Source organism: Pedobacter sandarakinus, from assembly GCF_026240095.1.
In the GTDB taxonomy this organism is placed as follows: domain Bacteria; phylum Bacteroidota; class Bacteroidia; order Sphingobacteriales; family Sphingobacteriaceae; genus Pedobacter; species Pedobacter sandarakinus.
On sequence record NZ_JAPIVG010000005.1, the window covers coordinates 125,168 to 151,771 of the forward strand.

Here is a 26,604-nt window from a genome sequence, read left to right on the forward strand (position 1 = left end):
TGTTATGAAATTGCTTATTTTAATTTTTTTAATGCTGATTGGTCATTATTGTAGTAAGGCTCAAAAGGTAGTTTTTGACCGCGGGCATTTTAATATCGTTAATGAAAATGGCGCAGTACGTCTGGCAGCTGAAAATACGTATAACAGTTATTTAAATACGATCAACAACCGCCTTTCAGATATTAATCTCAATCTGGGCGCGGTCGTTATGGTTCAGTCATTAATTCTGTCTTCCTTAAGAGAAGTTGATCAGGGGCTCAAAACCGCAATCGCGGTCAGACAGATCGGCTCGCTGGTTGCCGAGATTTCATCGGAAAGTGCCGGGATGATTGATATAGCCAAAACAGATCCCCATCTGCTGCTTTTTGCAGAAGAGGTTTCCCGCCAGTTAAAAGATAGGGGGGTAAACCTATTTTCAGAAGTCTCTGCTTTTGTATTGAAGGAAGGCGAAAACGTCCTCATGGATTTCGAAAAGCACGATGCGCTGCTTAAGAAAATTGCCCTAGAGCTCCGCGTCATCCGTGCCCTGGTATTCAGCATGAAAAAATCCATGTACTGGGCAAAAATGAATGGAGTCTTCCGTTCGCTTAATCCCTATCAGGGCTTTATCAATCAGGATCTGCGTCTCGGGAGTGATATTTTATTCAAATCAAAACTTTTAAAACGATGAAAAAACCTTTTTTGCTTCTTTTCCTCTGTTTGCTCTCAACGCTCCTCTGGGCACAGAAGAAAATTACCGACAAACACATTACCTACCAGCAGGAACGAATGGTCTTCAAGCAATGGGATGCGGATAAGTTTACGCCCAAACCAGGTTTTTTGGGGCTTAATCCAGATTACTGGATTACCTGGGCACTTCATCCAAATTATCCCAAAACAGATCTTAGGCCCTTGGGGCCGGTAGGGCCACAGACGCAGCGGATGATGTTTGCTGCGGCCATGCAAAATACGGATAACCTCTACAAATTGCATGCAGATACCCTTCGCAATACGGCGCTGAGCGAGGCCTCCAATTATTCTTCGGCACTGGCTTTCGCCGATCCCCTTTGGCTGATGTACTATCGCAACGAGTTTGAAGGGTTATTAAATCAGGTAGATTCCGATATGCTTGCAGGCCTTTCGTTTGCTGAACAGAAATACATGATCTCTACGGGGCTATTTGACTGGTTCAGGGAGGAAAGCCGTGCGCTTCTTGAAAGACTTGAAATCGCGAGGTCGACTACCATAGACCGGGGATCAAGGATAATGGCCTATCATAGGATGCTCGCAGAGTTTAGGAAACTTTCTGCTAGCTGGGAAACCAAGAAATCCAGGGCAAGGACCTATCTATCTATCCGCTCATCTGCCGAGAAGTTGAGGTCTGGTGAGGTTCCAAGACCAGCATCATCAAAGAGCGATATACAAATTGCAAATGATATCCTTAAAAAATCAAAACTATAAGCAATGGATATTTTAAATGTTATAACCGGCACAGCCGGTTTTTTTGTGCAGTCTGTCCCCGATTCTTTCAAGGACACTTTTAATTTTCTTCAGGGCAACGGTGTCTATGAGGAAGGGATGATGCATTTTCTTCATGAGATGAAAAATACGATCTGGACCCACTATGATGCCTTTATTGCAGATGCGCAGGCATTGGCAGCAATTTTTATGCTCATCTTTTTTGCTATTAAAAGCTATGAGATGATTTCAGGGGATAAACAGCTCGAAATAATGCCGCTACTTCGCCCTTTCGGTCTGACCATGGTAATCTTATGGTGGAGCATATTTACCCGGGTAATTGCCTATCCAACCGATGTGATTGAGCAAAAGACCTCGGCAATGTTCGATGGAAGCCAGACCGAGATCAATGACCTCAGGCTCCAAAGAGCAAAGCTAATGGTAGAGGTTTCTGATCAGCTCTATAAAATTCAGGCCGAAACGCAGACAGCAAAAACAGAGGCCGATACCTGGTATGAAAATGCCTGGGAATCTGTAAAATCCTCGGTAAAAGAAGGGTTTTCCGAGGTTTGGAATCCCATTGTGGAAATGAGAAACAGGCTGGAGGTTGGTCTGCAGCTTTTGGCTACCTCTCTTTTGGAGACACTCGCTATATGGATACTCAGGGTCTGCACCTACATTATTTTTATCATTCAGATCATCTTTTCCACGATACTGATTATTCTAGGCCCCTTTTCAGTAGCCGTTTCTATTCTGCCAGCTTTCAGGGATTCCTTTTCGACATGGGTGGCAAGGTTCATTTCCGTAAACCTTTATTCCGGTATTGCCTATTTAGTGATGTATGTAGCCTCTCTCTTTCAGCATTATGCTCTTGAGGCAGAAATTACCCGTTATCAGGAGCTTGTTGGGACTGGCGGGGCAAGCCTTGAAAAACTTGGATGGTTTGCCAGTAATGGAGTTCTCTCCTTTGGAATGGTAATCGTAACCTTTATCATCGGTGCACTAACTATGCTTACCGTGCCGAGCATTTCAACATGGATAGTATCCACATCGGGTGTATCTTCTGCCGCAAGTTCTATGGGAAGAGGTGCATCAAGCATGACCAGGGTTGCTGGACAGATAATGGGAGGATAGAGAGATGATGATAAAAAGTATCGAATCCAAAATCCGTCTGGCCACATTCCTTTCGCTGGGAAGTTTTTTGCTCTGTCTATCGGTAGTCGCTGTTGTTTCTTTTTTTGCCTATGGATATGTTAGGGATTCTCGTAAAAGTATTTATATTCTTGACCCCTCGGGAACACCAATCCTGGCAAAACAGACCGATGTGCAGCTAAACAGAGCAGCAGAATACCAGGCACATATTGCAAAATTCCATTCTCTTTTCTTTTCACTGGTACCAGATGATAAGTTCATAGAATATCAGATGAAACAGGCCATGTACCTTATTGATGAAAGTGGTGCCCTTCAGTATAATAACCTGAAGGAAAAAGGTTTTTTTACCTCTATTCTCTCCTCCTCTGCTGTACTCACGCTCCGCACCGATTCTATTTTTTTAGATGAAAAAAGAATGTATTTCCGGTATTATGGTACCCAGAAAATAGACAGGAGAAGCTCGAGCGTCACCCGCTCGCTTATCACGGAGGGAAGCCTGGTCGATCTTGAAACAAGATCTGACAATAATCCCCACGCGGTCTTAATTACCAGATGGAAGACATTAGAGAACAGGGATATTTCAACTATAGATAAAAATGCATTTTAATGAAAAAGACAACTGTGTTTTCAGAACTCAGAAATGAGTTCTCTGATCTGATCGAACATCTCCTGGCCTCCATATCAGGCTTTTTTAAAAAATACCCGAAGGTTATCTTCTCATCTATGGTGCTGCTACTAGCCAGTTCCTTTCTCTTGTGCTTTACGCTGCTGAGAATGGAATCAAAAGCCCCTATAGAAAAAAAAGCACTGCTAAAAGTTGAGGGCGGGCTTAGCGAGATAGGAACAACTTTAAGTAAGCTTAAAAGAACTCTTGAAATTAGGGAAGCGCTGAAAGTTTTATTGACCAAGGAAACGCTAAATAGCCAGGACAGCCTGCTCATGGTCAGTATGGTAGCCGAGCTTGAGCGTGCCGGCCAAACGAAGAATTAATTAAAATATATGAAAAAAATAGATTTAAAAAAGCCCAGGTACGCGCTTCCCATAATCTGTCTGCCTTTTCTTTTTCTCTTCTTTTATGTCTATAAAAGCAGTTTTGGAAAAGAAGGTAAAATAGTCCTGGGAAGAGATTCGCTACAGACCAACGTGGCAAATGTTTCCGAGCTGGTGAGGAACCAGGAGCTTTCGGGAAAGCTGGATGCCTTTAGAAATAAATTCAAGCAGGCCGATGGATACACTGCTGTTGGTAGTATTGGTGAAGAAAACCAGCAGCTTGCAGAAGTAAGCTCATCCTACAATTTGAGGGAAAAGCGTATCCTAGATTCCATTGACCAGGTAATGAAGGCAAAATATGCTCTGCCAGGCAGACCGGAAAATGTGAGCCATGGATATTCTGCGGCAGGACAGGGATTTGTAAAGTCACGGAACCCTTCCAAAACCGAGCAGGACATCGCACTCGCCTCGGCACTCTCGAAGATAAAAATGCAGGAGAACAGGGTGAATAAGGAGGTTGATAACTCTAAAAACCCATCCGATCCCATGCAGCTTTTTCGGGCGCAGATGGCTCTTGTGGACAGTATGGGGAAAGCTAATGATCCCGCCGTAAGGGAGAATATGGAAAAAGAACGAGCTCTGAAACTGGCCGAAGCAGAAGCCAAAAGCAGGAAGATCATTCCGGTCAAAAGATCGCCTGGCGTTTCGGGGGCGTTCAATACCATAGTTTCAGGAGATGGCGAACGCCCTATTTCTGCGATCATTGATCAGGATATTACCGGCTTTTCAGGATCACGCCTGCGAGTACGGCTGACTGATGATATCATGGCCGGCAAGTTTATGATCCCTAAAGGTACCTACCTCTATGCAACTATTTCAGGGTTTTCTGCCCAGAGGGTATCCTTGGTGATCTCATCTGTATTCCATGGCGGGGAAATTCTGCCGGTAAATCTTCAGGTTTATGACAACGATGGAATGGCCGGTATTTATGTTCCATCATCCGCCTTTCGCGAATTTACCAGGGACATGAGCAGTTCAAGCACGCAAGGGATTACCATCCAGCAGATGGCGGAAAACAACAATCAACTCGTTATGGGGGTGCTTTCCAAGATGTTCCAGTCTACAACAACAGCGGTAAACAAGTTGATCAGGTCCAATAAGGTCAAGGTCAGATACAATACCCAGGTTTATCTCATTGATCCCAATGAGCTTAAAAGAAAACAACAATCTTATTAGAATTTCATGAAAAAAATATTGTTCCTAGCTCAGATTTTCCTGAGCTCACTGGCTCTTTATGCGCAAGTGCCACACTCAGTTACCGTTGCCGATATTCCGGTAATCGGAATATCGGGTTCAGTTTCACTCCATTTCATCTCGCCAGAGAAAATTTCCTATGTAGACCTATCCAGCAGTTCGCTGATTGGTGACCTTCCGAAAAAGAACATTCTCAGGATCAAGGCGATTCCAGACTCTGTTGCCAATCTTAGTACCAGCGGCGATGCTGGCTTGGTTACCATTGTCGGAGAAACCTTTATTGCACAATACAGACTCTCCTTTTTATCGCCTTCCAATCCCGAGCTGGTTTCCACACAAATCGATATCCTGCCAACCTATATGAGATCCGTTGATATTTCGGGGATAGGATTATCACAGAACGAAATGAAGAGCAATGCACTTTCCCTGCTAGAGCGCAGAGGGGATTCCCGAATTAAAAAAGAATCAGCCTTCGGGATATCTCTGGTTGTCAACAGGGTTTATACCCTTGGCGATTGCATCCTCCTTGACCTGAGCTTCCAGAACTCCACAAATCTCATCTTTGATGTCGACGAGCTGAGGTTTAAGATAGCCGACAGAAAGATCAATAAATCCACCAATGTCCAGTCCATAGAGTTAAAGCCGGTCTTTCAGCTTTATCCCTTTGAAAGATTTTCGAAATCCTATCGTAATATTTATATCCTTAAAAAAACCACCTTTCCCGGTGACAAGGAATTCAGTATTGAATTATCGGAAAAGCAGATTTCCGGAAGAAATCTTCGCGCTTCATTAAGTTACTCCGATATCCTAAACGCCGACACCTTTTAATGTTTCATTATGGAAGAAAGCAAGGAACAACAGAGCCTGCACCGCTTCCTTCAGTTTGCCATTTATCTAGCCCTTTTGCTAGATGTGCTCATGTTTGTCTATGCAACTAAGCTGTTAACTGATTCTGGTGCAGAGAAAATCGGGCTCGCCAGGTTTCTGGTGCGTATGTCACGGATTATTATTTACCAACACCCGCTCTACAGCCGGTTTTTCTCGTTGTTGCTTATCTCGCTGGTTTCAATCGGGACACTGAGCAAAAAAGAAAAAGATCTTGATGCTAAAACAGCGATCATTTATCCGCTCGTGTTGGGGTTAGTCTTAATGGCGGCCAGTATCTTTTTTTTCGGTGAAAAGGGGACTGCGGTTTTTTATCTGACCAGCTGGCAGGATATCGGGTATATCTCTTTATTGTTGATGGGGACGATCCTGGTGCACCTAGCGATGGACAATGTTTCCAAGATTATCAGCTCTTCTTTAGGTAAGGATAAGTGGAATACCGAAGAAGAATCCTTTATGCAGGCAAGAAAGCCTGTGAACGGACCATTTGCAGTTACCATCCCCTCACTTTTTTATTACCGCAAGAAAGTACATTCGGGCTTCATTAACATAGAGAACATCTTTCGCGGAACGCTTTTGATCGGGACCCCGGGCTCGGGCAAGAGTTTTGGCATTGTTATGCCCTTTATCCGCCAGCTTGTCTTTAAGGAGTTCTGTATCTGCTGTTATGACTTTAAGTTTCCCGACCTGGGTCAGATCGCCTATTACCATTACCTGCTGGGTAAAAAGCAGGACAGGCTCTCAGGCTTTGATTTTCATGTCATCAACTTAACCCAAGTAGAGCGGAGCAGGAGAATAAATGTATTAAGACCAGATTACATAGTAACGCTGGCCGATGCTGGCGAAACAGCGGAAGCACTGGTAGAAGCCTTGAAAAAAGGGGATAAATCCGGTGGTAGCGATCAGTTCTTTACCCAGAGTGCGGTAAATTTTCTCTCCTCCTGCATTTATTTCTTTTCTCAGTACCAGGGAGGGAAGTATTCTACTTTTCCGCACGTACTTTCATTTTTGAACTGTAGTTATGAGCAGATTTTTTCGGTGCTGTTTTCCAATCCTGAGCTTGGGAGCTTACTTTCTCCATTTGCCACTGCATGGCAGGCTAAAGCTTTCAACCAGCTAGAGGGGCAGATCGGAACGCTAAAGGTATTCATCTCCCGCCTAGCTACAAAAGAAACGTTCTGGGTTTTTTCTGGGGATGATTTCAACTTAAAGATTTCATCCCGGGTGGAGCCCTCTATATTAGTCCTTGCCAATGACCCCAATACACAGAATATCAATTCCGCCTGCTATTCTGTAGTGCTCAACAGGCTGACCAGGCTTATCAACTCTAAAGGAAACCGGCCCTCGGCCTTGATTATCGATGAGCTGCCAACCTTATTTGTGCACCGCATTGAAAATCTAATTGCCACTGCCAGATCAAATAAGGTAGCGGTTCTCATGGGACTCCAGGAGCTTCCACAGTTTCAGCAGCAATATGGAAAGGATACCGCAACCACCATTACCTCGGTAGTAGGGAATGTACTTTCTGGCTCGGTAAGGAACAAGGAAACGCTGGAATGGCTGGAGCGGCTTTTTGGGAAAGTTAAGCAACAGTCAGAGAGCTTGTCCATTGATAGAACCAAGACATCGGTGTCGCTCTCGGAAAAACTAGAATCGCTGATTCCTGCAGGTAAGATCGCATCATTGAAAGCCGGAGAGCTCGTTGGTATGCTTGCAGCGGATGCAGTAGAAGAATATACCGGAAAATTTGATACCTCGGCGATCAACTGCAGGGTGAACCTTGATATGGAGGCAATAGCTACAGAGGAAAAAGCTTACCCTGATATGCCGTTGTATTATGATTTCGCAGGAAAAAAGGATGAGATTCTCCGTAAAAACTTCATGCGCATAAATGATGAAATACAGGTATTGGTTAAAAAATTCAGAACCGAGGCTACCGTCCCAAAAAATGGGGAAAGTCCCAAAGCCTCCATGGCAGGCGGAATGAAGAGATAAACAAACTATTTTTTTTCAATCTTAAAATCAATTTTTATGGAAGAATTAACCGGCCGGCTTGTGGTGGTACATCCTCAGCTGACAACAGATCCTGTTTCCAGACAGGGTCAGATAGGTGTAATTGCAATAGCGGATCTTCAAAAAGATAACATTAGCGTCGGCTTTGGTGGTGGTCCACTTGGCAGGTATTCCTCAGATGCCCTCCTTGTGCTAAAGGATAAAAGGGAGCTTTATCAGGATATTATGACCGGGGTAAAGGATATGGATGCTGGTACTTTTAAAGACCTGCTCGATATTAATATGAAACAGGAGTATTCAGATTATGGTAACATTTCTGCTGCGATGAAGATTGCTGTCGAAAATCCAGAGGTGATGAAAAGGAGCATGATTTCCCTGGAGGACTATTTTTCACGAAATCACAATATAAATGTCAGCGAAGCGGTTTCTTTTGAGCGTTAGGCTTTTGGCAGGCGTACTTCTCATCTTTGTTTGCTCTTCTCTATCATGCTACTCCCAAATCTCCTTGCCTTTGAATTCAATAAAGGTAAATAGCGCTTTTGGTAAAAGGATACATCCTGTTACCCATTTTGCGGATTTCCATCGTGGCATTGATCTTCACGCAAGAAATGAGCCTGTATTTTCTTTTCTTACCGGAAAGGTATCCGGCGTAGGCTTTAATCCAATTCTGGGAAAATTTATAAGGATTGATCATTCAGGCCTTGAAAGCATATATGGCCACCTCTCCATTATTCTTGTTCGAAAGGGCGAGGAAGTCCGTTCTGGGGAAGTTATAGCGGTTACGGGATCTACCGGTAGGGTGACTGGCGAACACCTGCACTTTAGTTTGCGCATCGGGGGAGTCTACATCGATCCTGTAAACTTTATTCTTCGCTACTATAAAGTAGCCAAAATTAATCAAATAAATTTTATGGAAAATTCAGCCTATTTGACCCTAAGGCAAAAACTGGAACTACTCGCCATGGTAGAGGAAGTGGAACTGAATCAGGACGAGGCCTGGGTTTACGGAATTGGTTTTGCGGATACGGAGGAAGAGCAAGATGGATAAAAAAGATGTTCATAAACCCCTGCACGTTCAGGTTGCCGAGAAAGTAATTGAGGCACTCCGCGCCGGAACCGCACCCTGGCAGATTCCATGGGATTCAGCGGGCATTCCTCTTCTAATGCCTTACAATTTTCAGAGCGGCAATAGATATAAGGGAATCAATGCCCTATCACTTTTGATGGCAGGTAGGGAAGATCCAAGATGGATGACCTACAGGCAGGCAGAGGAAAGCGGAATGCAGGTGAGAAAGGGAGAGAAATCCATGCTCATCCAGTTCGTTAAAACAAGTGATGAGCGAACCAGGCGCGACGCTTCAGGAAAGGTTATGCATGATGAGTTCGGAAAGCCCATAAAGGAAACAAGGGAACTTCCCCATGCCATTGTTCGCAATGCTTACGTGTTTAATGCCGCGCAGATCGAGGGCATGCCCAAACTGGAAAGAGAAAAGCCAGGCACCACGTGGGCACCGGTTGAGCGGGCAGAGAATCTCATTGCCTCCTCAGGCGCAGTAATTTTTCACCAATATTCCGCAAATGCCTTTTATGACCCAAAAAGGGATGCTATTACGCTTCCCTACAAGGACTGGTTTTCTGAAAGCCACAAATATTATGCTACACTGCTCCACGAACTGGGACACTGGACGGGGCATCCAGACCGGTTGAACCGAGACATGGGTAAAGGCTTTGGGGATGCGAGCTATGCCAGGGAGGAACTCAGGGCAGAAATCGCTTCGATGCTTATTGGACAGGAACTTGGTATAGGCCATGACCCGGGACAGCATTATGCCTATGTGGAAAGCTGGATATCGATTCTGGAGAACAATCCTTTTGAGATCTTTTCTGCTTCCATGGATGCCGAGCGTATTCTTGGCTATATCATGGATATAGAAATAAAGCAGGAGATTACCAGTGAAAAGGTTTCCCTGAATGCGATGCAGCCTGCTCCCGGAAAAGCTTCTGGGTATCTCACCACGGGAGATAAGATTCCATATAACGGATCGGTCTATGAGGTTCTAGGCCATTTAAAACAGGGAAGGCTGAAGATGCATGAAAGCCTGAACGGCAATGCATTTACATTGGGCCGGGAAGATAAACTCTACGCAGCGCTTTTATATCTCAAACGCGAAATGGGTGCTGAGTTTCAAAATGATAAGCACACTAACCAGATTGGCGAAGCTGCGAACCAATCACATCTTGATTTAAACAGATAAAACGAATTTATGAAAAATATAATTATCGAGGAGGCCCTGCCCGTTGCAGAGCTATCCAGGCTAGGGCTATACGACGGGACCAGGTACTTATTGGACGACACAGACATTGCTGCACTTCTTTCGGGCAGGAGAACTTCTTTAGTGAACCTAAAGAATCTGGTCAGCGAGGCTTTTGCTATTGATAGCCTGGATGCTAAGCTATCCTTAAACCTGGATGAAGATAGTCTCCACGAGATAAAATTGCATCCTATTTACAAGGAGCCGAAACTGTCTCCGGATTTATTGGATGTTGAAGCTGATGCGCTGGTCGCAGGAGAGGTTAAGAATATTGCAAAACCCATTAATTTTCCTGATGGTACAAGTAGGACTATCGTATTTGAATATGATAGTGAAACCAGGGAGTTCATTTCCTATGATCCAAAAGGGGTAGAGGTTCCATTTCAGATCAACGGAGAGAAACTAGATGTAAAGAAAAGTAAGGATTTTGCCCTAGGACGCATTGTGCAGCTAATCGATGGGACGATGATTCAGCATAGGGCCAGTGAGCCCAAGGGGATCGTAGCCAGCCGTACAGCACTTATCTTAACTTTTTTGAAAGACGGTAAAGCCGCGGGTTTCTTATTAAAAGATCTCGCTCCCATAATGGATTCAAGTATTCATCAGACTCCCTTTTCGCCAGGCTTTGAATCAGCATTCCTGGAAATGAAAAAAAACGATGGCGCAATTTCAGACGAGATGTTGCAGCAGAGAGAACTCGATGAGTTCAAAAACGAGTATAGCCGCGGCTATAGTCATGGCATATCCAGATAAATATGGACAGAGAATGGGTTATGTGCGATGGTTTCGCATACCTGATTCCTTGCGGGTTGCCAGAGATATGTATCCGTACTGTTTATCTTTTTTATGAAAAAAGGGATTGTCTAAAAGTTCTATCAGATGCTACCTCAGTCAAATTTCGGGATGCCGCGCTGGCAACGTTTGGTTTTCTTGCTCTTCCGGAAGGTATAATACGCATCAGCTTGGTATTTCCCAATGCGAAATTCGTGACTGTATTCGGAGATGATCTGCCTGCAATCGTATTAACCTGTAAGATTTCGCTATGGCTGAAAGGATTTGACGCAACTTTTCTGGTTTTATCCCATCATGTGATTTTCACTTTTAAGTCATGTGAATTTTCATGTGCGGAATCACTCTTTTCACTTAATAGGTTTTGTAAGATCACCGGATTTAGGACTAATCTAAGGCCTTTGCAAATCCGGTAAAATCCATTCCCATGATTCCAGAAATTTTCAAACAGGATATAAGTCTCGATATCCGGGTATTCGGATTCGATGTCAATGTCAATTATGTGTACAACTGGCCCAGCAAAAGAAATGATGAAAAAGAGCCAACCGTTGTACACCTGGAGTTTCGCTCAGATTCCAATATTATATCCGGTACCGGCTACCGGTCACATTTTCTCTTTTCTGCTTTTTTAAAGGATTGCGGATATGCGTCCATCGAGGAACTGGCAATCTCCCTTGGCGAACACCTCGCCCGGGAAAATGGCTATAGCCCTCCCCAGCCTGAGCAACAGCTTAGCCTATTTTGATTAATTAATAATATATTCTTATGAATGAACAAAATTTGGATTATCTAAAAAAGAGCCTGGATTATCTGGGCTTTGGAACAAAACTCAACGATGTTCTTGAATCAGCAATTTCCAGGGAACTCCCTGCTTTTACCCTCGGAGTTACGCAAAGCTACACATCTGCCAACGCCAAAAAGAATCCTGCAATTGGTTCCGATCAGGTCAGGTTCATGCTGAACTTCAACCGCTCCAAGCAGAGCGATATGTATTTTCTGAACGATTATGAGGTAACTCTGAATAAGGCCGGAAGTGCCTTGCCTATCAGACAAGTCTTTGATCTGGAAAGGGACAACCGGATTACGGCGCTACAGGCCTATAAACTACTCTCTGGGAACTCACTTGAACGGGATGTTTACACCAAATTGGAAAACAGTGAGGGTTCGGAAAAGAAAAAGGTTTGGTTTAAGCTCAACCTTGATGTTCAGGATGCCTACGGGAATCATCCCCTGAAAAAATTCTACCCCGAATTCAAGTTTGAGCTATCTGATGCCATAGACAAATATCCGTTCAAGGGTCTTACTGAACTTGGAAAGGATGGTATGATGAAAATGCTGAGAAGTGGCCATCTGGCACCTGCCGAGATGATGGTGGGTAAGAAAGCCGTTGCTGTAATGGTAACCGCGAATCCCCAGTTTAAGGGACTTGATGTTTATGATAAGAACATGGCCATTATCCGCCAGGATGAAATCTTTCCTAAAAAAGAAGAGCAAAAAGAAAGCACGGCCTCGGCTGAGCAAAGAACTTCCCAAAAAAGCGAAATCGATGCCAGCAATACAGAAGAGCGGTTTCCTTGGGAAAACCAGCGGGATGGTGATACCTCCCAAAGCGAGGAAATAGGAAGATAATCTTTTGTAACAGCAAAGAAAAAATGAGAAAGCTTTTAGCTAAGATAGACCGCATCCGCGCAAGCGGATGGGTTACCCTTGATCTTAAGGAAGATCACCTGCTATATAACTTAAACGGCAAGCGCTATCATGTGGAAAGTATGGCCACGCCCGATATCAAGTGCAGGGTGTCGGTAATGGTTGAGGGGAAAAAAGTTGATTTAAGTATTGACGATTTGTATTAGAATTTATGACCAAACTAAAATTAAGAACCCCCATAAGCTATTATGGGGGTAAACAAAAATTAGCCAAACGTATTGTTTCGGTAATTCCGCCACATGTGCTTTATTGTGAGCCTTTTATTGGTGGCGCGGCGGTATTCTTTGCTAAAGAACACTCAAAGGTTGAGGTAATTAATGATACCAATAAAGAACTGATGAATTTTTATAGGGTAGCGAAGGAGGATTTTACTTCACTAGAAAAGGAGATCAGGATCTCTCTTCATTCCAGGGATCTGCACAGAAAGGCTTCGGTGATCTATAACAATCCGGATATGTTTTCGGAGGTAAAAAGGGCATGGGCAGTCTGGTTGACTTCATCACAGAGCTTTTCTTCGCAGCTTGACAGCAGTTGGGGATATGATAAATCAGGTAATACCACAACAAAAAAAATAAATTCCAAGAAAGAAGGATTTGTTGAAGAAATGGCTATCAGGCTCCAGAACTGCCAGATAGAATGCGCAGATGCGCTTTACATCATCGCAAGCCGCGATACCGCAGATAGTTTCTTTTACTGTGATCCGCCCTACTACAACTCTGACTGTGGTCACTATGACGGTTATTCTGAAGGGGATTTTGAAGCCCTTCTTTTTTTACTGGCCGGAATAAAAGGCAAGTTTTTGCTCTCTTCCTACCCATCTCCAATATTGGAAAAATATGCCAAAGAACATGGCTGGCATCAATGGTCGGTAAAGCAACAGGTTTCCGTTAATGCAAAAGGAGGAAAGCAGAAAAGCAAGACGGAGGTGCTAACAGCTAACTACCCGATAGACCTAAAGACGGAATTTGGAGTTTGAAAGTAAAGGAAATAAACCCAGAATTGCTGGCACTTTATCATGGTTCGCTTGGACTGGACGGTATGAAAATAAACATCCAGTCCGGTAAAGGAGTTGGCTGGAATGCTCTCACTTTGGGAAATGCATTTTATACTTCAATAAGTGAGGACGCCGCCTGCCTTTTTAGCCATCTCGTACTCCAGAAGTCAAGACTGAACGGTGAAGCGGGGTTTGATAATCTTGGATATGCCAAAATCTATAAGATAACACTCAGTAAGGATGCCAGCATTTTGGATGCTGACAAAGCTCTGGACGCATCTCGCGTCCGGAGTATTTTGCTGTGCGCAGGAGTTTCCGAGCGATACCTAAATCACCGGCACGATGACCAGCTCTCTGATTTTTACAAGGTTGCTGATCTGCTCTGCTACGGGATGAACTGGGAAGGTAACCGTAATGAATATCTTACAAGGGTACTGGGTTACGACGGACTTTTAATTAAAGAGAGAGCCTGGGAAAACTGGGATTATTATCCGTCAGGCATTGGGATTGACTGGGATAAAATAAACGACCCGAAACTTTGGCCACCAAAAACAGTCGCGATATACAATACAGATCGTGTAGCGGGATTTGAGGTGATCCGCGATGGCGTAATTGATTCTTTGGCGATAGATCATTCAGATTTGCAAAGATAAATTATTAACAGGAGACTCATGTGCTCATCTCAAAATGTGAGTACATTAATGATAGATGTACCCCAGTTTATACCTATTTGCATCTATTTCTAACAGGAGCGTAATTAATTGTGATTATCCAATCCTGTTATTCTTCAGAATACCTTTCTAAAAATATTTGTTACTCAAAATAAACGTCATGGATATGGAGTTTGATTTAAATATAGAAACTATTGTGCGCCAGCATGATCTAACCATAGAAGAGGTGCTTTCAAAGCAAATGTTTTCACATTTTACCGAGGAGCAGGCTAATGATGTGATCCTTACTATCAAAAAAATGTCTATAATCATTTTTAATGCAAGTGAAAAAAAGGAGCAAAAAACTTGATAAAATAATTGATTATTAGTATCTTATAGTGTAATCAAAGAAGTATTATTTATGTCAGACATCTTTTTTTTCGACTCATTTGCAAAAGGGAAACAAAATAAAAAAGTTTCCAAAAGCTTGGAATGCGTTATCTATACAAGGGTTAGTAGTAAAGAGCAGGCTGATAATTTAAGCCTGGGAACCCAATTGAAGGCATGTATGCTATACGCAGAGAAATTTGGGTTTAATATTGCCGCTCAGTTTGGGGGAACCTACGAAAGCGCTGAGAACGATGAGAGAAAGCAATTTACCGCCATGCTTTCTTTCGTGAAAAAATTCAAAGGAAAAATATCTTCTATCTTAGTGTATAGTCTGGAGAGGTTTTCAAGAAATGACAACTCAATCTGGCTTAGCGGAGAATTGAGGCGCTTAGGTATAGAAATAATTTCCGTAACACAACCTATTGATACCTCGAGTGCTTCGGGTCAGATGCAACAAAAGTTGTTGTTCCTGTTTGGCGAGTTTGACAATCAATTGAGAAAGCAAAAATGTAGTGCTGGTATAAAAGAGATGTTACTGCGTGGTGATTGGCCGACTAATCCCCCTTTAGGATTTGAGATTGACAGATCGAAGAACAAAAGGCAGATTGTTATAAATGGGAAGGGAAGGCTCATTCGTCAGGCCTTTGAATGGAAAGCTTATGAAAATGTGTCAAATGAGGTAATTCGCGATAGGTTGGCGGCTAAAGGACTAAAATTGATTCATCAGCGTATCTCAGAAATCTTTAGAAATCCATTCTATTGTGGCTTGATGGTGCACAATATGTTGGAGGGACAAGTGGTTGTGGGCAATCACGAGAAATTAATTAGCAGGGAACTTTTCTTAAAGGTTAACGGTATGCTAGATAAGATTCCCCATGGTTTTTCACTAAATGAAGAAAATGTGCACATTCCTTTGAAGCGCTTTATGGTATGTGCCGAATGCGGGAAGCCGTTGAGTGGCTACCTCGCACGCAAAAAGAATATACATTATTATAAATGCAAAACCAAAGCTTGCTGTAATAACAAAAATGCTGATTCTCTTAATTCCAGATTTGCAGACATACTTGATTTCTTTAAAATTGACATTGCCAAGGAATATATAGAACTATTGGTTGAGCAGGTTGCTGCAACATTTAACCAGTTGACTCAAAATAAGCAAGCGGATCTATTAGAGTTGGAGAACAGCCATAGAGAAGTGAAGAAGAAGGTGGAGCGATTAGAGGAAAGATATATTGAAGAAGATATAAGTCAGGAACTTTACACAAAGTACCATGAGAAATATTCGGACGAAAAAAGAGAAATTGAGCGGAATTTGCTCATCCTGTCTAATAAAAGTTCGAACCTTTTAAAATGTGTTAGGTTGGCTATAGAATATGCCACTCAGCTACCTTTAAACTGGCTTTCTGGTGATTACCATACTAAGCAACAACTCCAAACATTACTGTTCCCTAGTGGTATGAGTTATGATAAGAAAAATGATAAAGTTCGAACCACTGAAATAAATTTAGTGTTTTTGTATATAGCTTATTTTCAGCAACTTATCAGTAAAAAGAAAAGAGGCATACCAGAATTATCTCTGGATTATGCCTCTTTTGCCGATTCGGTAGCGGGGAGCAGGATCGAACTGCCGACCTCAGGGTTATGAATCCTGCGCTCTAACCATCTGAGCTACCCCGCCGAGTAAAAATATTTGCTTATATTATCAAATATTTAGTGGCTATTTTTTGGAGTTGCAAATATAGAATAATTTACCTTTCTTTAGAAAAATAAATAAAAAAAAAATAGTCCGGAAGTCATTCTGGTAATGAATTAACATGGCAGAAAAGAAAAAATTTACGCTTGAGTACGAGGTTAAATCGTCGCCACGAATATTATATAGCTTTATTAGTGAGCCAAATGGCTTATCACAATGGTTTGCAGATGACGTCAATTTCCGCGACCAGGTTTATACCTTCACTTGGGATGATGAGCAACTTAAAGCTAAGCTTGTTTCCATCAAAGAAAACAAATTAGTTAAATTTAAGTGGCTTGATGACGAGCCACAGTGCTATTTCGAAATGGAAATTGTACAGGATGAACTTACTAATGATGTTGCCCTATCAATAACAGATTTCACTACCGACGATCTCTTAGCGGAAAAAAAATTAATCTGGGACAATCAAATTGACTATCTCATTAGCGTTTTAGGTGCATAGTTAACTGACCAATGCTTACCTTTGTAAGGTGAAAAAAATACATCTTCTCTTAATAAAAGCATTTGTAAAACCTTTTCTTGCCACCTTCTTTGTGGTGATGTTTATCCTTTTGATGTTTTTTTTATTCAAGTGGATAGATGATTTAATTGGGAAAGGTTTTGAATGGTACACCATTCTAGAATTGATGTATTATGCTTCCGCGGCGAATGTTTCGATGGCTTTGCCGCTGTCTGTGCTTTTATCATCCATCATGACATTTGGTACCTTGGGCGAAAACTATGAATTGGTTGCTATAAAATCTGCAGGGATATCATTACAAAAAGCCATGAGACCGCTTTTTGTCGTTATTATATTCCTCACGGTAGCTTCGTTTTTATTTTCCAATTATATGCTGCCAAAAGCCAATTTAAAATTTGGCTCATTGCTATATGATGTTAGGAATAAAAAACTCTCATTTTTAATAAAACCCGGTGTATTTAACAATAGTATTCCTAACTTTTCTATTCGTGTAGACGCCAAAGATGCAGCAGGCAAGCTCAGTGGAATTTTGATTTATGATCACCGTGGAACAAATGGAATCCCTAAAGTGGTAATGGCTAAGGAAGGGGAGATGAATAAAACTGCTGACGGAAAATTTTTAATACTCAAACTTAAAGATGGGGTGCAGTATGAAGAGCAGGCCAGCAGTAGTGGGCCTTATAATCCACGTCAGGTTTTAAACAGAACTCGTTTTAAAGAAACAGAACCTAGATTCGATCTATCGTCATTCGATATGAACCGAACCGATCCGAACGCATTTGGCAATAGCACACCGATGCTTAATTTGAAAGGTATAGTAAAAAAGAGAGATTCGCTATCAAAATTGCTAGATACGATGGGCATGAGTACGAAGAGAATTGTAGCCAACAACTTTAAGCAGTTTAATATTGCAAAAGGTTACCAAAACGTAAAAGTTGCGCCACTATCCATTAGCGATAATATTGTGAAAGACATTCCGAACGGATCTAAAAAAACAAGTATAGATAATGCCACGAATATTGTGGCGGGTATTGTGCAAAATATCACAAGTAGTGCCCCTCGACAAGCCGACTTGACAAGTGAAATTATTTTCACACGGGTAGAATATCAAAGGAAGTTTACATTGGCGGCATCCTGTATACTTTTATTCTTCATTGGTGCGCCGCTCGGTGCCATTATCAGGAAGGGTGGTATGGGGTTGCCAGTTGTTATAGCTATATCCTTCTTCTTAATTTACCACATCATCACAACGGTGGCAGAAAAATCTGCTCGCGAAGGATCAATTAACCCCGTGTTTGGCATGTGGATAGCCGTTATCGTATTATCGCCGCTCGCTGCATTTCTTACGTATAAAGCTACGGTAGATTCTGCGCTTTTCGATGTAAACTACTACAAGCAATTTTTCAAAAAGTTACTGCGCATTAAGCAAAAAGATTAGCCATTATCCTTTACTTATAAATGATATTTGGTAGTAAAATTTGCTGATGAAGGTTGTACCTTTGTACTGGCAAAAAGGTGGTGAGCGCTGTTATATCCAATAGTTTTTCACCTTATTTCAAGAGCCTAAGAAAAATGCAAACACAATTAAACACCATAGAAGAAGCCATAGCTGATATTAAAGCAGGCAAGGTAATTATCGTTGTCGATGATGAAAATAGAGAAAACGAAGGTGATTTCTTAACAGCCGCAGAAAATGCAACACCCGAAGTAATTAATTTCATGGCAACTTATGGGCGTGGTTTAATTTGTGCGCCATTAACAGAGGAGCGTTGTAAAGAATTGAACCTGGATCTTATGGTTGGAAAAAATACGGCTGCTTACGAAACCAACTTCACTGTTTCTGTAGATTTGGTAGGGTATGGTTGTACTACGGGTATTTCAGCAAGCGATCGTTCTAAAACCATGCTAGCATTGGTAAATCCTAAAACAGACCCGGTAGAATTAGGTAGGCCCGGACATATCTTTCCTCTGATAGCAAGAGATGGAGGCGTGATTAGGCGTGCTGGCCACACAGAGGCGGCGGTAGATTTGGCCCGTTTAGCCGGAATGAATCCCGCGGGATTATTGGTAGAAATTTTGAAGGAAGACGGCGAGATGGCCAGGCTTCCAGATTTATTAAAAATAGCCGAACAACATCAACTGAAAATTATTTCTATTGAAGATTTGATCGCTTACCGCTTAAATATCGATAGCTTGATAAAGAAGGAAGTAACAATCGACCTTCCTACCCAATGGGGCGAATTTAAAATGACAGCTTATACCCAGCTCGATAATAATGCTACGCATTTGGCAATTTCTAAAGGCGAATGGGGTGCTGATGAACCTGTGTTGGCCCGTGTACACAGCTCTTGTGTAACGGGGGATATTTTTGGGTCTTGCCGCTGCGACTGTGGCCCACAACTGCATAAAGCATTAGAAATGATCCAAGCTGAAGGCAAAGGTATTGTGGTTTATATGAATCAAGAAGGTAGGGGAATCGGTTTGATCAACAAACTTAGGTCCTATAATTTACAGGATGCTGGCTTCGATACCGTTGAAGCTAATATTAAATTGGGCTTTAAAGGGGATGAACGGGACTATGGGGTAGGTGCTCAGATTTTGCGTTCGGAAGGCATTACAAAGATGCGGCTAATGAGCAATAACCCAACTAAACGTGCTGGCTTAATTGGTTACGGATTAGAAGTTGTAGAAAATATTCCAATCGAAATTCAAAGCAATATTCATAATGAGCGCTATCTTAAAACAAAACGAGATAAAATGGGCCACTCTATTATGAAGGGATAGTTACTCCAGTAGTAAATAGTAAGCCATCAGTTAAATGTGGGGATCATACTCAACATCTTACTGATGGCTTTTGCGTTTAATTGGAAGTGAGCCAAGGTGTTTAACGCCTTGGTCCGTTATTTTTTGTTTGATTGATGATTACCTCTTTGCTTAATGATTTATTCGTTTTCACCGGTGCTTCGCTTTGCTTACGTTTTAAATTTCTACGGTAAGAGCCAGAAAGCTTCTGGATAAACTCTTTGAAGGTATCAAACTGTTGTGTATAAACCAATCCGAAAGAGGTTACGTTAGCCGTAGGACTGATACCGCTATTCAAGAAAATGCTTTGCTGGGTAGGCGGTTTGTTGGCTGCCTTAACTGTCAAGCTTCCATCACTTTTAATCAGATATAAAGCTTCAACTTCTCTACCTACATTTCTCGAAAAGTCGATTACGTTAAAATCGTTAACGCTATTTCGATCTACAATTCCTGCATTTACTACAAGCCTATTATTAAAAAATTTAAATGAAGCATTAGCCTCGTTCAAAGATCTAACGTTTAGATCTACAAAGTTTAGATTTAATGATGATAGTACATTATTGAATTGATTGAATACCAACTCCGTCGCCGTACTGGTTGCGGTAGAACTTAGTTGGTTGCCAATAGATTCGCCGCCGTTTCCAGATGCAAAACTTCTTCTGATAATTAAGCTAAATGCCTGTAAATTTAAGTTGTTTTGATCGCTTAGATAGGTTTGTAATTGTTCTTTGATAGATGGCTGTGAAGGGAAATTGATATCCAGTTTAATGTCTGGCTGGAGTAATAAGCCTGTTAAGCCCATTTCTACTTCCGTATCAACACGCTGATTTGCGTTACTACTTGCGTCTCGGTTAGCTGCTTTAAATAAGTCGCTTAGGTTAGCACGAAGCGCATAAACCGCTTTCAGGTTTATTTGTGCCGCTGTAGGGTTGCCTGTCCACCGAATCGTTCCACCCTGCCTAATTTCAAATTTTTTATTGATCACTTCCTGAGCCGTAAAATCAAAACTTCCGGTTTCAATAATATAATCTCCAGACATTTCAAAATCACCTAAACTGTTAATGTTTAGATTTAACTCAGCATTACCCTTTCCACTTAAATTACCTAATGTAGTAAAAATGTTCGCTGTTGTATTTGGGTCAATAGATAGCTTAAACGTTAAAGTTAAACCATCAAAACTGGTTGTTTTTTTAACCACTTTACTAGAATCACGACTGATAAAATTGATGAAATCCTTGTCAGATACTGTTTCCGAACTATTTAATGGCAAGTTAAAAACTGTTCCTTTTTCGGTTTTGGCTTTAATATCAATCTTCATTTTACTAGTAGGTCCATTGAATTTGAATAAACCAGTACCGTACGCCCTTCCAAAGTATACAGAGTTATCTTTCGATGTGGTATTTAGTGCCATGAAATTGTTCGCATTTACCCTCACATCCAAGGTTGGATCATTAATATTGTTAAGATCTACGGAACCTTCTGCACTGGCTTCATGCCCTTCCAAATCTCGCAATACAAAATCATCGAGATAAATCACACTATTCTTTACGCTAACCTCGTCGGTAATAACATAGGTTGTTTTAAGATAGTTCACCATCAGCTGCCCTTTATCTAGCGCTAAAGAACCATTTATTTCTGGTTGATCTAATTTCCCTTTAACTGTTAAATCGGCCGAGATATTTCCTTTTAAATTAGATACCAGCTGTTTAACAAAAGGTTCCAATATCGTCAGCTTACTTTCATTCATCCTCACATTTAAATCTATCAGTTTTTCCTTCAGATCTACATTTCCAGTTAATTTAAAGGTTTCCGTATTTTCAGTCATTACGCTGGTAAATACATTAACTTTATTGCTTTGGTTATCAAATGATGATGTATCTGTTAGGGTACCAATATAAATATCATTGAAGTTTAGTGAATCTATTTTTAGATCATCGTTGATTGTTGGCGATTTTAAAATTCCATAAACTCTGGTATTTCCATTTACATCACCATTCAGTTTTACACCAAATCCTTTGGTAAATGGATTAAGCGTTTTCAAACTAAAATCTTTAAAGCCAACAGTTAGTAGATCTTTTGGATCATCTGAAATTAAACCATCCACAATCAGCTGCTGGTCTCCATTCGTCAAGTCGAAATTGCTAATCTGGGTTTTGCCGTTATTAAGTACAATGCGCACTTTATCCTGGATTCGCCATTCTTCATTATTAATTTTTAAGATGGATGGAAGGACGCTCAATCTTGCAGCAGTGTCTTGATTTTTTGTAAACTCTACCAAGCCGTTTAAATCTAACTGATTAGCTTCATCAGCATTGCTCATCTTCACGTTAAATGCTAGGCTATCGTTGCGCAAGATGTTTGAAATATTCACATCTTTGATATACAAACTGTCGTTTAGCTGAACGCGGTCTGAAGTTACAATGAGTTGCAGCTGTTCTTTTGTGGTATTTTCATCTAGTATGATATTATTCACCACAATGCCACTGTATTTCAACTTTCTCACAAACCCAGTAAGGGTAGCTGTATTATTTCGTGAATCAAAATCGCCGATAATGGTAGCGCCTTCTTCCATTTCCAAACCCGGCGAAATCAACTGTGCCAACGGTTCAAACTTTTTGATTTTCAAATTAAATTGAAAGATTTGCTCTTTGTATTTAATGATATCAGTTTTTAGAGAAGGAACATATGTTTTGGCAATTGCCTTGTAGTATGATGCAATTGAATTTAGATCATACTGACCCGAAATACTAGCATCTAGTATATCCGATTTAATATTTAAATTTCTGCTTGTGCCTGTACCATTGGCAACAAGTTGCACAGAATCGATCATGTAAATCCCTTTGGGGTTTTGTAACCTAATCTCTTCAATAAGCAAATTTCCTTCAATATTATTTAAGTTGGTACCCGAAAAATTGGTCTTAAACTTTGCATCAACCATTAAAGAATCTTTCATCAGCTTAAGCGCTTTAAGCCTGGCTTTAGAAATCGTAGCGTTGAAGTTGAAAACTGGTAATTTGGGATTTAGGTTTACGCCACCATCAAAAATAAGTTTTACATTCTTATCATCGATGCTCAACTTCCCATCGAAATATTTTTTGTTAAACGTGCCGTCAATCTTTACATTCCGGTATCGATAATTATTAAAATCGATGTAATCGACATCTCCATTCAATTTTTCCGTTAAATTTTTAAGCTCCGTACCACGACCTTTTACATATAACGATGAACTAATTTTGCCTAACGATTTCTCTTCTAACAAATTCCCAATGTTAAAATCGAAAGTTTTCACATTGCCCGTGTAAGAAGGAACATCATTTTTATCGATTTTCATATTTACATCAGAAACAATACGGCCCAATTTGGTTTTAAATTCGCCATAGGCGATGAAATCATTTTGAAAACCTGTAAAACTTCCATTGAAGTTGATATTGCCAAACTTACTTACGATAGTTGGAATTAATGTCTTTTTGCTATTGGTAATGCCCCGTAAAACTTCATCCAAATCGGTTTTATTGGTACCCGCAAGATCAATTTTCAAATCCATAAAAGTCTCTTTCCATTTGGGTAAGCCCTTTAGGATAAAGTCACCTTTAATATAAGTTGCTTTTCCGGTTCTTAGCGATAACTTTTTTGCCCTTAAGTTATTTACTAATCCCGTAATTTGACCATCAACATCAATATCAAGCTTCATGTCTTTCATTTCCGGTGCAAAGAATGCAACATCTCTAGACGATAGGTGGCTATCTTTAAACACGGCCTTCATCCGCACGCTATCGATGTAATGATTGAAATCGCGATAGGTGTTAAACTTCATCTGATAATAATTACTCAAGCGACTTTGGTTGGTTACCAGTAAGAGATTTTTAAGCTCGATAGCATTGCTGTCAATGGTAGTTTGTGCTGTTAAATTTTTAAGGTAAAAACCACTTCGTTCTTTTAGCGTAAGATTTTTGATATTGGTTTTCATCAAATGGTTCTTCGTGTCCAACCCTTCAAAAATGCCGCTCAGCTCTTTTACATCAACATTGTCAAAGTTTACACTTTGCCCTTGGAGCGTATCTTTGGCGCCAAAATTTTTATATCTGAAAGCGAATTTATTAAGGATAAGTCTACCTAAGCTGACATCGTAGGGTTTACTTTTCTTTTTCCTTACAGTGGGTTTACCAGAATCGAAATAGTTAATTATAAAATCGAGGTTAGAAGACTTATCTTTGAAATCCTTTAGGAAAAATTGGCCATTGTTAATTTGGATGGTATTAATGTCGATGATTCGTTTATCAAGCGACAGTTGATTAATATCAACCATAAATTGAGGTGTGCTCAAGAGCGTATCCTTTTGTAAATCTAGAACCAAGAGTTCTTCAAATACAATTGATTTAAAAGGTTGAATGTATAAACTTTTTATAGACACAGTTGTATTAAGCTCTTTTGAAAGATATGCAGCTGCCTTTTTTGCTACATAAGTTTGTACGGGCTTAAATTGAAGTGTGAAAATAATAAGCGCAAGCAGCAAGATTATTGATGCAATTACCCAAAGGAGTATTTTAAATAGTTTTTTAATAATTTTGCAGCTTAAAATTTAAATAATTTGTCTGTTATACTTGCAATCGAATCCTCATGCGATGATACTTCTGTCGCTATATGTAACAACGGCAAAATTACGGCCAATGTTATTGCAAACCAAACAATTCATGAAAATTATGGTGGGGTAATCCCTGAATTGGCATCCAGGGTACATCAGCAAAATATTGTACCTACTGTGGCACAAGCGTTGAAAAATGCAAATGTTACAAAACAGGACATCAGTGCCGTTGCTTTCACACAAGGTCCCGGCCTTTTGGGGTCGCTTTTGGTAGGCGTGTCGTTCGCAAAATCTTTTGCCTTGGCTCTGGGGATACCTTTAATTTCTGTTAATCATATGCATGCGCATATATTGGCACATTTCATTGATGAACCGAAGCCAAAGTTTCCATTTTTGTGTTTAACCGTTTCTGGAGGGCATACGCAAATTGTGCTGGTCAAAGATTATTTCGATATGGAAATTATTGGTGAAACTTTAGATGATGCTGCTGGAGAAGCCTTCGATAAAACAGCCAAGATTCTACAGTTACCTTACCCTGGTGGACCGCTGATTGACAAACATGCCCAGTTAGGCAATCCTAAAGCATTTAAATTCGCCGAACCGCAGATAGCCGATTTAAACTTCAGTTTCAGTGGCTTTAAAACTTCGATACTTTATTTTATTCGTAAGCAGGAAAAGGAAAATGAGAATTTTATTGAAGAAAATTTGAATGATATTTGTGCGTCGGTGCAATACAGCATTGTTCAGATCTTATTAAACAAATTAAAGAAAGCAGCAATTCAATATCAAATTAATGAGATCGCAATAGCTGGTGGAGTATCTGCAAATTCTGGATTAAGAAATGGTTTGCACGAAACTGCTGCTCAACTGGGTTGGAATATTTACATTCCGGCTTTTCAATATTGTACAGACAATGCCGGAATGATTGCAATAGCCGGCCACCACAAATTTTTGGCTGAAGATTTTGTAGCGCAAGATATTGCTCCCAAGGCCCGAATGGAGTTTTAATTAAATAGTAAACGTTGTGCTGAGAAATGCCAACTAAATAAAATCAAAAGATATGACTGGAGCATCACTAATATTTTGGATTGTTTGTGCAATACCGCTTATAGGAATTATATTTTACCTGATTAGGAAAGATAAGAATAAGTTAAAAGGAAGCTGGGGGGTAGTTATTTTAGGTGCCCTGGTAATTGCTGCCCTATTGGTGATTGTTTACGTTACCAAAGATTTTAATGCAGTTTTTAGTCAGAACTAGCTACAGGCATACTTAATTAGTAAGCAAGGTAAGCCGAAAATTTGATTATACTGATCTTCTGCTAGAATTTGAGGCATTCGCTTAACTTTTAGGTTGTTGCAGACATCAATAATGCTGAAGGGTTTAACCTCCAGCATTAATGTTTATATGTTATTTTTCTTGCAGGTGTTCTCCGGTAACTTCTGCTTTAATTTTTGTTTCAAGTTCTTCCGCCAGTTCTGGGTTGTCGCTTAACAATTGCTTAACTGCGTCTCTTCCTTGTCCCAGCTTCGTGTCGCCATAAGAAAACCACGATCCTGCTTTCTTAATAATTCCGAAGTCTACACCTAGGTCAATAATTTCTCCATTTTTAGAAATCCCCTCACCAAACATCACATCAAATTCTGCTATGCGGAAAGGAGGTGCAACTTTGTTTTTAACAATTTTTACCTTCACCCGGTTACCAGACACTTCATCAGAATCTTTAATCTGTGAAATACGACGAATATCTAAACGAACAGAGGCGTAAAATTTCAAGGCATTACCACCCGTTGTTGTTTCAGGGTTACCAAACATTACACCAATTTTATCTCTTAATTGGTTAATGAAAATACAGCAACATCCGGTTTTAGAAATGGTACCGGTCAATTTACGCAGAGCCTGACTCATCAAACGGGCATGTAACCCCATTTTGCTATCGCCCATTTCACCTTCAATCTCACTTTTAGGTACCAGTGCAGCTACTGAGTCAATAACAATTACATCAATTGCTCCAGAGCGGATCAAATTATCTGCAATCTCTAATGCTTGTTCGCCATTATCTGGTTGAGAAATCAATAAGTTATCGGTATCTACACCTAATTTCTTTGCGTAGAATTGATCGAAAGCGTGTTCGGCGTCAATAAACGCGGCTATTCCACCCTTCCTTTGTGCTTCTGCAATAATGTGTGTAGCCAGGGTGGTTTTACCTGACGATTCAGGTCCATAAATCTCAATTACCCTGCCTTTCGGAATCCCGCCAATACCTAATGCAATATCTAAACTAATTGATCCGGTAGAAATAAAATCTATAGGTTCAATAGCAGTATCACCCAATTTCATGATGGTACCTTTTCCGTAAGATTTTTCTAGTTTATCTAATGTTAATTGTAATGCTTTTAATTTATCTGGATTTGCGCTTGCCATTTGTTTTATAAT

At 40.7% G+C, this 26,604-nt stretch carries 26 protein-coding genes and 1 tRNA gene; 24 read left to right on the plus strand and 3 right to left on the minus strand.

Going from position 1 to position 26,604, the window contains the following annotated elements; translation table 11 throughout:
- The first annotated feature begins 4 nt into the window (after positions 1–4).
- The 19 genes from OQ268_RS14410 (at position 5) to OQ268_RS17975 (ending at position 16,218) form a co-directional block, all read left to right on the plus strand.
- Positions 5–670 carry a hypothetical protein gene (locus OQ268_RS14410; RefSeq protein WP_265857027.1) on the plus strand — a complete coding sequence of 222 codons (666 nt, stop codon included), beginning with the start codon at positions 5–7 and terminating at the stop codon, positions 668–670.
- Positions 667–1,440 (plus strand): hypothetical protein, encoded by a 774-nt coding sequence (locus OQ268_RS14415; protein ID WP_265857028.1) that lies wholly within the window; start codon positions 667–669, stop codon positions 1,438–1,440. Before OQ268_RS14410 ends, OQ268_RS14415 begins: the two co-directional genes overlap by 4 nt.
- 3 nt (positions 1,441–1,443) lie before the next feature.
- Entirely contained in the window at positions 1,444–2,571 is a 1,128-nt protein-coding gene (locus OQ268_RS14420; protein WP_187593216.1) for a plasmid transfer protein, read from the plus strand.
- Positions 2,572–2,575: 4 nt separating this feature from the next.
- Entirely contained in the window at positions 2,576–3,196 is a 621-nt protein-coding gene (gene traK, locus OQ268_RS14425; protein WP_265857030.1) for a conjugative transposon protein TraK, read from the plus strand.
- Positions 3,196–3,579 carry a hypothetical protein gene (locus OQ268_RS14430; RefSeq protein ID WP_265857032.1) on the plus strand — a complete coding sequence of 128 codons (384 nt, stop codon included), beginning with the start codon at positions 3,196–3,198 and terminating at the stop codon, positions 3,577–3,579. The genes traK and OQ268_RS14430 overlap by 1 nt, the downstream gene beginning before the upstream one ends.
- Positions 3,580–3,588: 9 nt before the next feature.
- Positions 3,589–4,815 carry a conjugative transposon protein TraM gene (locus tag OQ268_RS14435; RefSeq protein ID WP_265857034.1) on the plus strand — a complete coding sequence of 409 codons (1,227 nt, stop codon included), beginning with the start codon at positions 3,589–3,591 and terminating at the stop codon, positions 4,813–4,815.
- Between the two features lie 6 nt (positions 4,816–4,821).
- Positions 4,822–5,661, plus strand: coding sequence for a DUF4138 domain-containing protein (locus OQ268_RS14440; protein WP_265857035.1), 840 nt, complete (start codon positions 4,822–4,824; stop codon positions 5,659–5,661).
- Between the two features lie 9 nt (positions 5,662–5,670).
- Positions 5,671–7,713 carry a type IV secretory system conjugative DNA transfer family protein gene (locus OQ268_RS14445; protein WP_265857037.1) on the plus strand — a complete coding sequence of 681 codons (2,043 nt, stop codon included), beginning with the start codon at positions 5,671–5,673 and terminating at the stop codon, positions 7,711–7,713.
- A 36-nt stretch (positions 7,714–7,749) separates the two neighbouring features.
- Complete coding sequence (locus OQ268_RS14450; RefSeq protein ID WP_265857039.1) at positions 7,750–8,172, plus strand: hypothetical protein; 423 nt, start codon at positions 7,750–7,752, stop codon at positions 8,170–8,172.
- Positions 8,173–8,242: 70 nt separating this feature from the next.
- Positions 8,243–8,779, plus strand: coding sequence for a M23 family metallopeptidase (locus OQ268_RS14455; protein WP_165585740.1), 537 nt, complete (start codon positions 8,243–8,245; stop codon positions 8,777–8,779).
- A complete protein-coding gene (locus tag OQ268_RS14460) occupies positions 8,772–9,986 on the plus strand; it encodes an ArdC family protein (protein ID WP_265857044.1) in 1,215 nt (404 codons plus the stop codon). The genes OQ268_RS14455 and OQ268_RS14460 overlap by 8 nt, the downstream gene beginning before the upstream one ends.
- 9 nt (positions 9,987–9,995) lie before the next feature.
- On the plus strand, positions 9,996–10,796 hold the full coding sequence (locus OQ268_RS14465) for a DUF4099 domain-containing protein (protein WP_265857046.1): 801 nt from the start codon (positions 9,996–9,998) through the stop codon (positions 10,794–10,796).
- Positions 10,797–11,259: 463 nt separating this feature from the next.
- Positions 11,260–11,577 (plus strand): hypothetical protein, encoded by a 318-nt coding sequence (locus OQ268_RS14470; RefSeq protein WP_265857048.1) that lies wholly within the window; start codon positions 11,260–11,262, stop codon positions 11,575–11,577.
- 20 nt (positions 11,578–11,597) lie between these two features.
- Positions 11,598–12,461: a hypothetical protein gene (locus OQ268_RS14475; RefSeq protein WP_265857050.1), complete on the plus strand. Its 864-nt coding sequence runs from the start codon at positions 11,598–11,600 to the stop codon at positions 12,459–12,461.
- A gap of 23 nt (positions 12,462–12,484) precedes the next feature.
- Positions 12,485–12,685 carry a hypothetical protein gene (locus tag OQ268_RS14480; protein ID WP_265857052.1) on the plus strand — a complete coding sequence of 67 codons (201 nt, stop codon included), beginning with the start codon at positions 12,485–12,487 and terminating at the stop codon, positions 12,683–12,685.
- A 5-nt stretch (positions 12,686–12,690) separates the two neighbouring features.
- Positions 12,691–13,515: a DNA adenine methylase gene (locus OQ268_RS14485; RefSeq protein ID WP_265857054.1), complete on the plus strand. Its 825-nt coding sequence runs from the start codon at positions 12,691–12,693 to the stop codon at positions 13,513–13,515.
- Positions 13,512–14,186 (plus strand): hypothetical protein, encoded by a 675-nt coding sequence (locus tag OQ268_RS14490; protein WP_131535377.1) that lies wholly within the window; start codon positions 13,512–13,514, stop codon positions 14,184–14,186. Before OQ268_RS14485 ends, OQ268_RS14490 begins: the two co-directional genes overlap by 4 nt.
- Positions 14,187–14,370: 184 nt before the next feature.
- On the plus strand, positions 14,371–14,553 hold the full coding sequence (locus OQ268_RS14495; protein WP_265857057.1) for a hypothetical protein: 183 nt from the start codon (positions 14,371–14,373) through the stop codon (positions 14,551–14,553).
- 51 nt (positions 14,554–14,604) lie between these two features.
- Positions 14,605–16,218, plus strand: a complete 1,614-nt coding sequence (locus OQ268_RS17975; protein WP_369817107.1) for a recombinase family protein — start codon at positions 14,605–14,607, stop codon at positions 16,216–16,218.
- Here OQ268_RS17975 and OQ268_RS14500 read toward each other — a convergent pair.
- Positions 16,178–16,251: transfer RNA gene (locus tag OQ268_RS14500), tRNA-Met, on the minus strand. The two genes, OQ268_RS17975 and OQ268_RS14500, sit on opposite strands and share 41 nt — an antisense overlap.
- Positions 16,252–16,387: 136 nt before the next feature.
- On the opposite strand from OQ268_RS14500, the gene OQ268_RS14505 reads away from it, so the two are divergent.
- The 3 genes from OQ268_RS14505 to OQ268_RS14515 all read left to right on the plus strand — a co-directional run bounded on the left by OQ268_RS14505 (position 16,388) and on the right by OQ268_RS14515 (position 19,570).
- Positions 16,388–16,768, plus strand: coding sequence for an START-like domain-containing protein (locus tag OQ268_RS14505; RefSeq protein ID WP_010600323.1), 381 nt, complete (start codon positions 16,388–16,390; stop codon positions 16,766–16,768).
- A 28-nt stretch (positions 16,769–16,796) separates the two neighbouring features.
- A complete protein-coding gene (locus OQ268_RS14510) occupies positions 16,797–18,224 on the plus strand; it encodes an LptF/LptG family permease (RefSeq protein ID WP_265857060.1) in 1,428 nt (475 codons plus the stop codon).
- Between the two features lie 134 nt (positions 18,225–18,358).
- On the plus strand, positions 18,359–19,570 hold the full coding sequence (locus OQ268_RS14515) for a bifunctional 3,4-dihydroxy-2-butanone-4-phosphate synthase/GTP cyclohydrolase II (RefSeq protein ID WP_265857061.1): 1,212 nt from the start codon (positions 18,359–18,361) through the stop codon (positions 19,568–19,570).
- A gap of 100 nt (positions 19,571–19,670) precedes the next feature.
- Here the strand turns inward: OQ268_RS14515 and OQ268_RS14520 are convergent, their stop codons facing one another.
- Positions 19,671–23,999 (minus strand): translocation/assembly module TamB domain-containing protein, encoded by a 4,329-nt coding sequence (locus OQ268_RS14520; protein WP_265857062.1) that lies wholly within the window; start codon positions 23,997–23,999, stop codon positions 19,671–19,673.
- Between the two features lie 177 nt (positions 24,000–24,176).
- Here OQ268_RS14520 and tsaD point away from each other — a divergent pair, with 177 nt between their 5' ends.
- Positions 24,177–25,178 (plus strand): tRNA (adenosine(37)-N6)-threonylcarbamoyltransferase complex transferase subunit TsaD, encoded by a 1,002-nt coding sequence (gene tsaD, locus OQ268_RS14525; protein WP_265857063.1) that lies wholly within the window; start codon positions 24,177–24,179, stop codon positions 25,176–25,178.
- A 52-nt stretch (positions 25,179–25,230) separates the two neighbouring features.
- Positions 25,231–25,428: a hypothetical protein gene (locus OQ268_RS14530; protein ID WP_265857064.1), complete on the plus strand. Its 198-nt coding sequence runs from the start codon at positions 25,231–25,233 to the stop codon at positions 25,426–25,428.
- 150 nt (positions 25,429–25,578) lie between these two features.
- Here the strand turns inward: OQ268_RS14530 and recA are convergent, their stop codons facing one another.
- Positions 25,579–26,592, minus strand: coding sequence for a recombinase RecA (recA, locus tag OQ268_RS14535; RefSeq protein ID WP_265857065.1), 1,014 nt, complete (start codon positions 26,590–26,592; stop codon positions 25,579–25,581).
- Positions 26,593–26,604: the final 12 nt, after the last annotated feature.

What these genes read in the sequence shown, in the direction of transcription:
- OQ268_RS14410 (WP_265857027.1), top strand. Translation starts at nt 5, where the DNA reads ATGAAATTGCTTATTTTAATTTTTTTAATGCTGATTGGTCATTATTGT.
- OQ268_RS14415 (WP_265857028.1), top strand. Translation starts at nt 667, where the DNA reads ATGAAAAAACCTTTTTTGCTTCTTTTCCTCTGTTTGCTCTCAACGCTC.
- OQ268_RS14420 (WP_187593216.1), top strand. Translation starts at nt 1,444, where the DNA reads ATGGATATTTTAAATGTTATAACCGGCACAGCCGGTTTTTTTGTGCAG.
- traK (WP_265857030.1), top strand. Translation starts at nt 2,576, where the DNA reads ATGATGATAAAAAGTATCGAATCCAAAATCCGTCTGGCCACATTCCTT.
- OQ268_RS14430 (WP_265857032.1), top strand. Translation starts at nt 3,196, where the DNA reads ATGAAAAAGACAACTGTGTTTTCAGAACTCAGAAATGAGTTCTCTGAT.
- OQ268_RS14435 (WP_265857034.1), top strand. Translation starts at nt 3,589, where the DNA reads ATGAAAAAAATAGATTTAAAAAAGCCCAGGTACGCGCTTCCCATAATC.
- OQ268_RS14440 (WP_265857035.1), top strand. Translation starts at nt 4,822, where the DNA reads ATGAAAAAAATATTGTTCCTAGCTCAGATTTTCCTGAGCTCACTGGCT.
- OQ268_RS14445 (WP_265857037.1), top strand. Translation starts at nt 5,671, where the DNA reads ATGGAAGAAAGCAAGGAACAACAGAGCCTGCACCGCTTCCTTCAGTTT.
- OQ268_RS14450 (WP_265857039.1), top strand. Translation starts at nt 7,750, where the DNA reads ATGGAAGAATTAACCGGCCGGCTTGTGGTGGTACATCCTCAGCTGACA.
- OQ268_RS14460 (WP_265857044.1), top strand. Translation starts at nt 8,772, where the DNA reads ATGGATAAAAAAGATGTTCATAAACCCCTGCACGTTCAGGTTGCCGAG.
- OQ268_RS14465 (WP_265857046.1), top strand. Translation starts at nt 9,996, where the DNA reads ATGAAAAATATAATTATCGAGGAGGCCCTGCCCGTTGCAGAGCTATCC.
- OQ268_RS14470 (WP_265857048.1), top strand. Translation starts at nt 11,260, where the DNA reads ATGATTCCAGAAATTTTCAAACAGGATATAAGTCTCGATATCCGGGTA.
- OQ268_RS14475 (WP_265857050.1), top strand. Translation starts at nt 11,598, where the DNA reads ATGAATGAACAAAATTTGGATTATCTAAAAAAGAGCCTGGATTATCTG.
- OQ268_RS14480 (WP_265857052.1), top strand. Translation starts at nt 12,485, where the DNA reads ATGAGAAAGCTTTTAGCTAAGATAGACCGCATCCGCGCAAGCGGATGG.
- OQ268_RS14485 (WP_265857054.1), top strand. Translation starts at nt 12,691, where the DNA reads ATGACCAAACTAAAATTAAGAACCCCCATAAGCTATTATGGGGGTAAA.
- OQ268_RS14495 (WP_265857057.1), top strand. Translation starts at nt 14,371, where the DNA reads ATGGAGTTTGATTTAAATATAGAAACTATTGTGCGCCAGCATGATCTA.
- OQ268_RS17975 (WP_369817107.1), top strand. Translation starts at nt 14,605, where the DNA reads ATGTCAGACATCTTTTTTTTCGACTCATTTGCAAAAGGGAAACAAAAT.
- OQ268_RS14505 (WP_010600323.1), top strand. Translation starts at nt 16,388, where the DNA reads ATGGCAGAAAAGAAAAAATTTACGCTTGAGTACGAGGTTAAATCGTCG.
- OQ268_RS14515 (WP_265857061.1), top strand. Translation starts at nt 18,359, where the DNA reads ATGCAAACACAATTAAACACCATAGAAGAAGCCATAGCTGATATTAAA.
- OQ268_RS14530 (WP_265857064.1), top strand. Translation starts at nt 25,231, where the DNA reads ATGACTGGAGCATCACTAATATTTTGGATTGTTTGTGCAATACCGCTT.
- recA (WP_265857065.1), bottom strand. Translation starts at nt 26,592, where the DNA reads ATGGCAAGCGCAAATCCAGATAAATTAAAAGCATTACAATTAACATTA.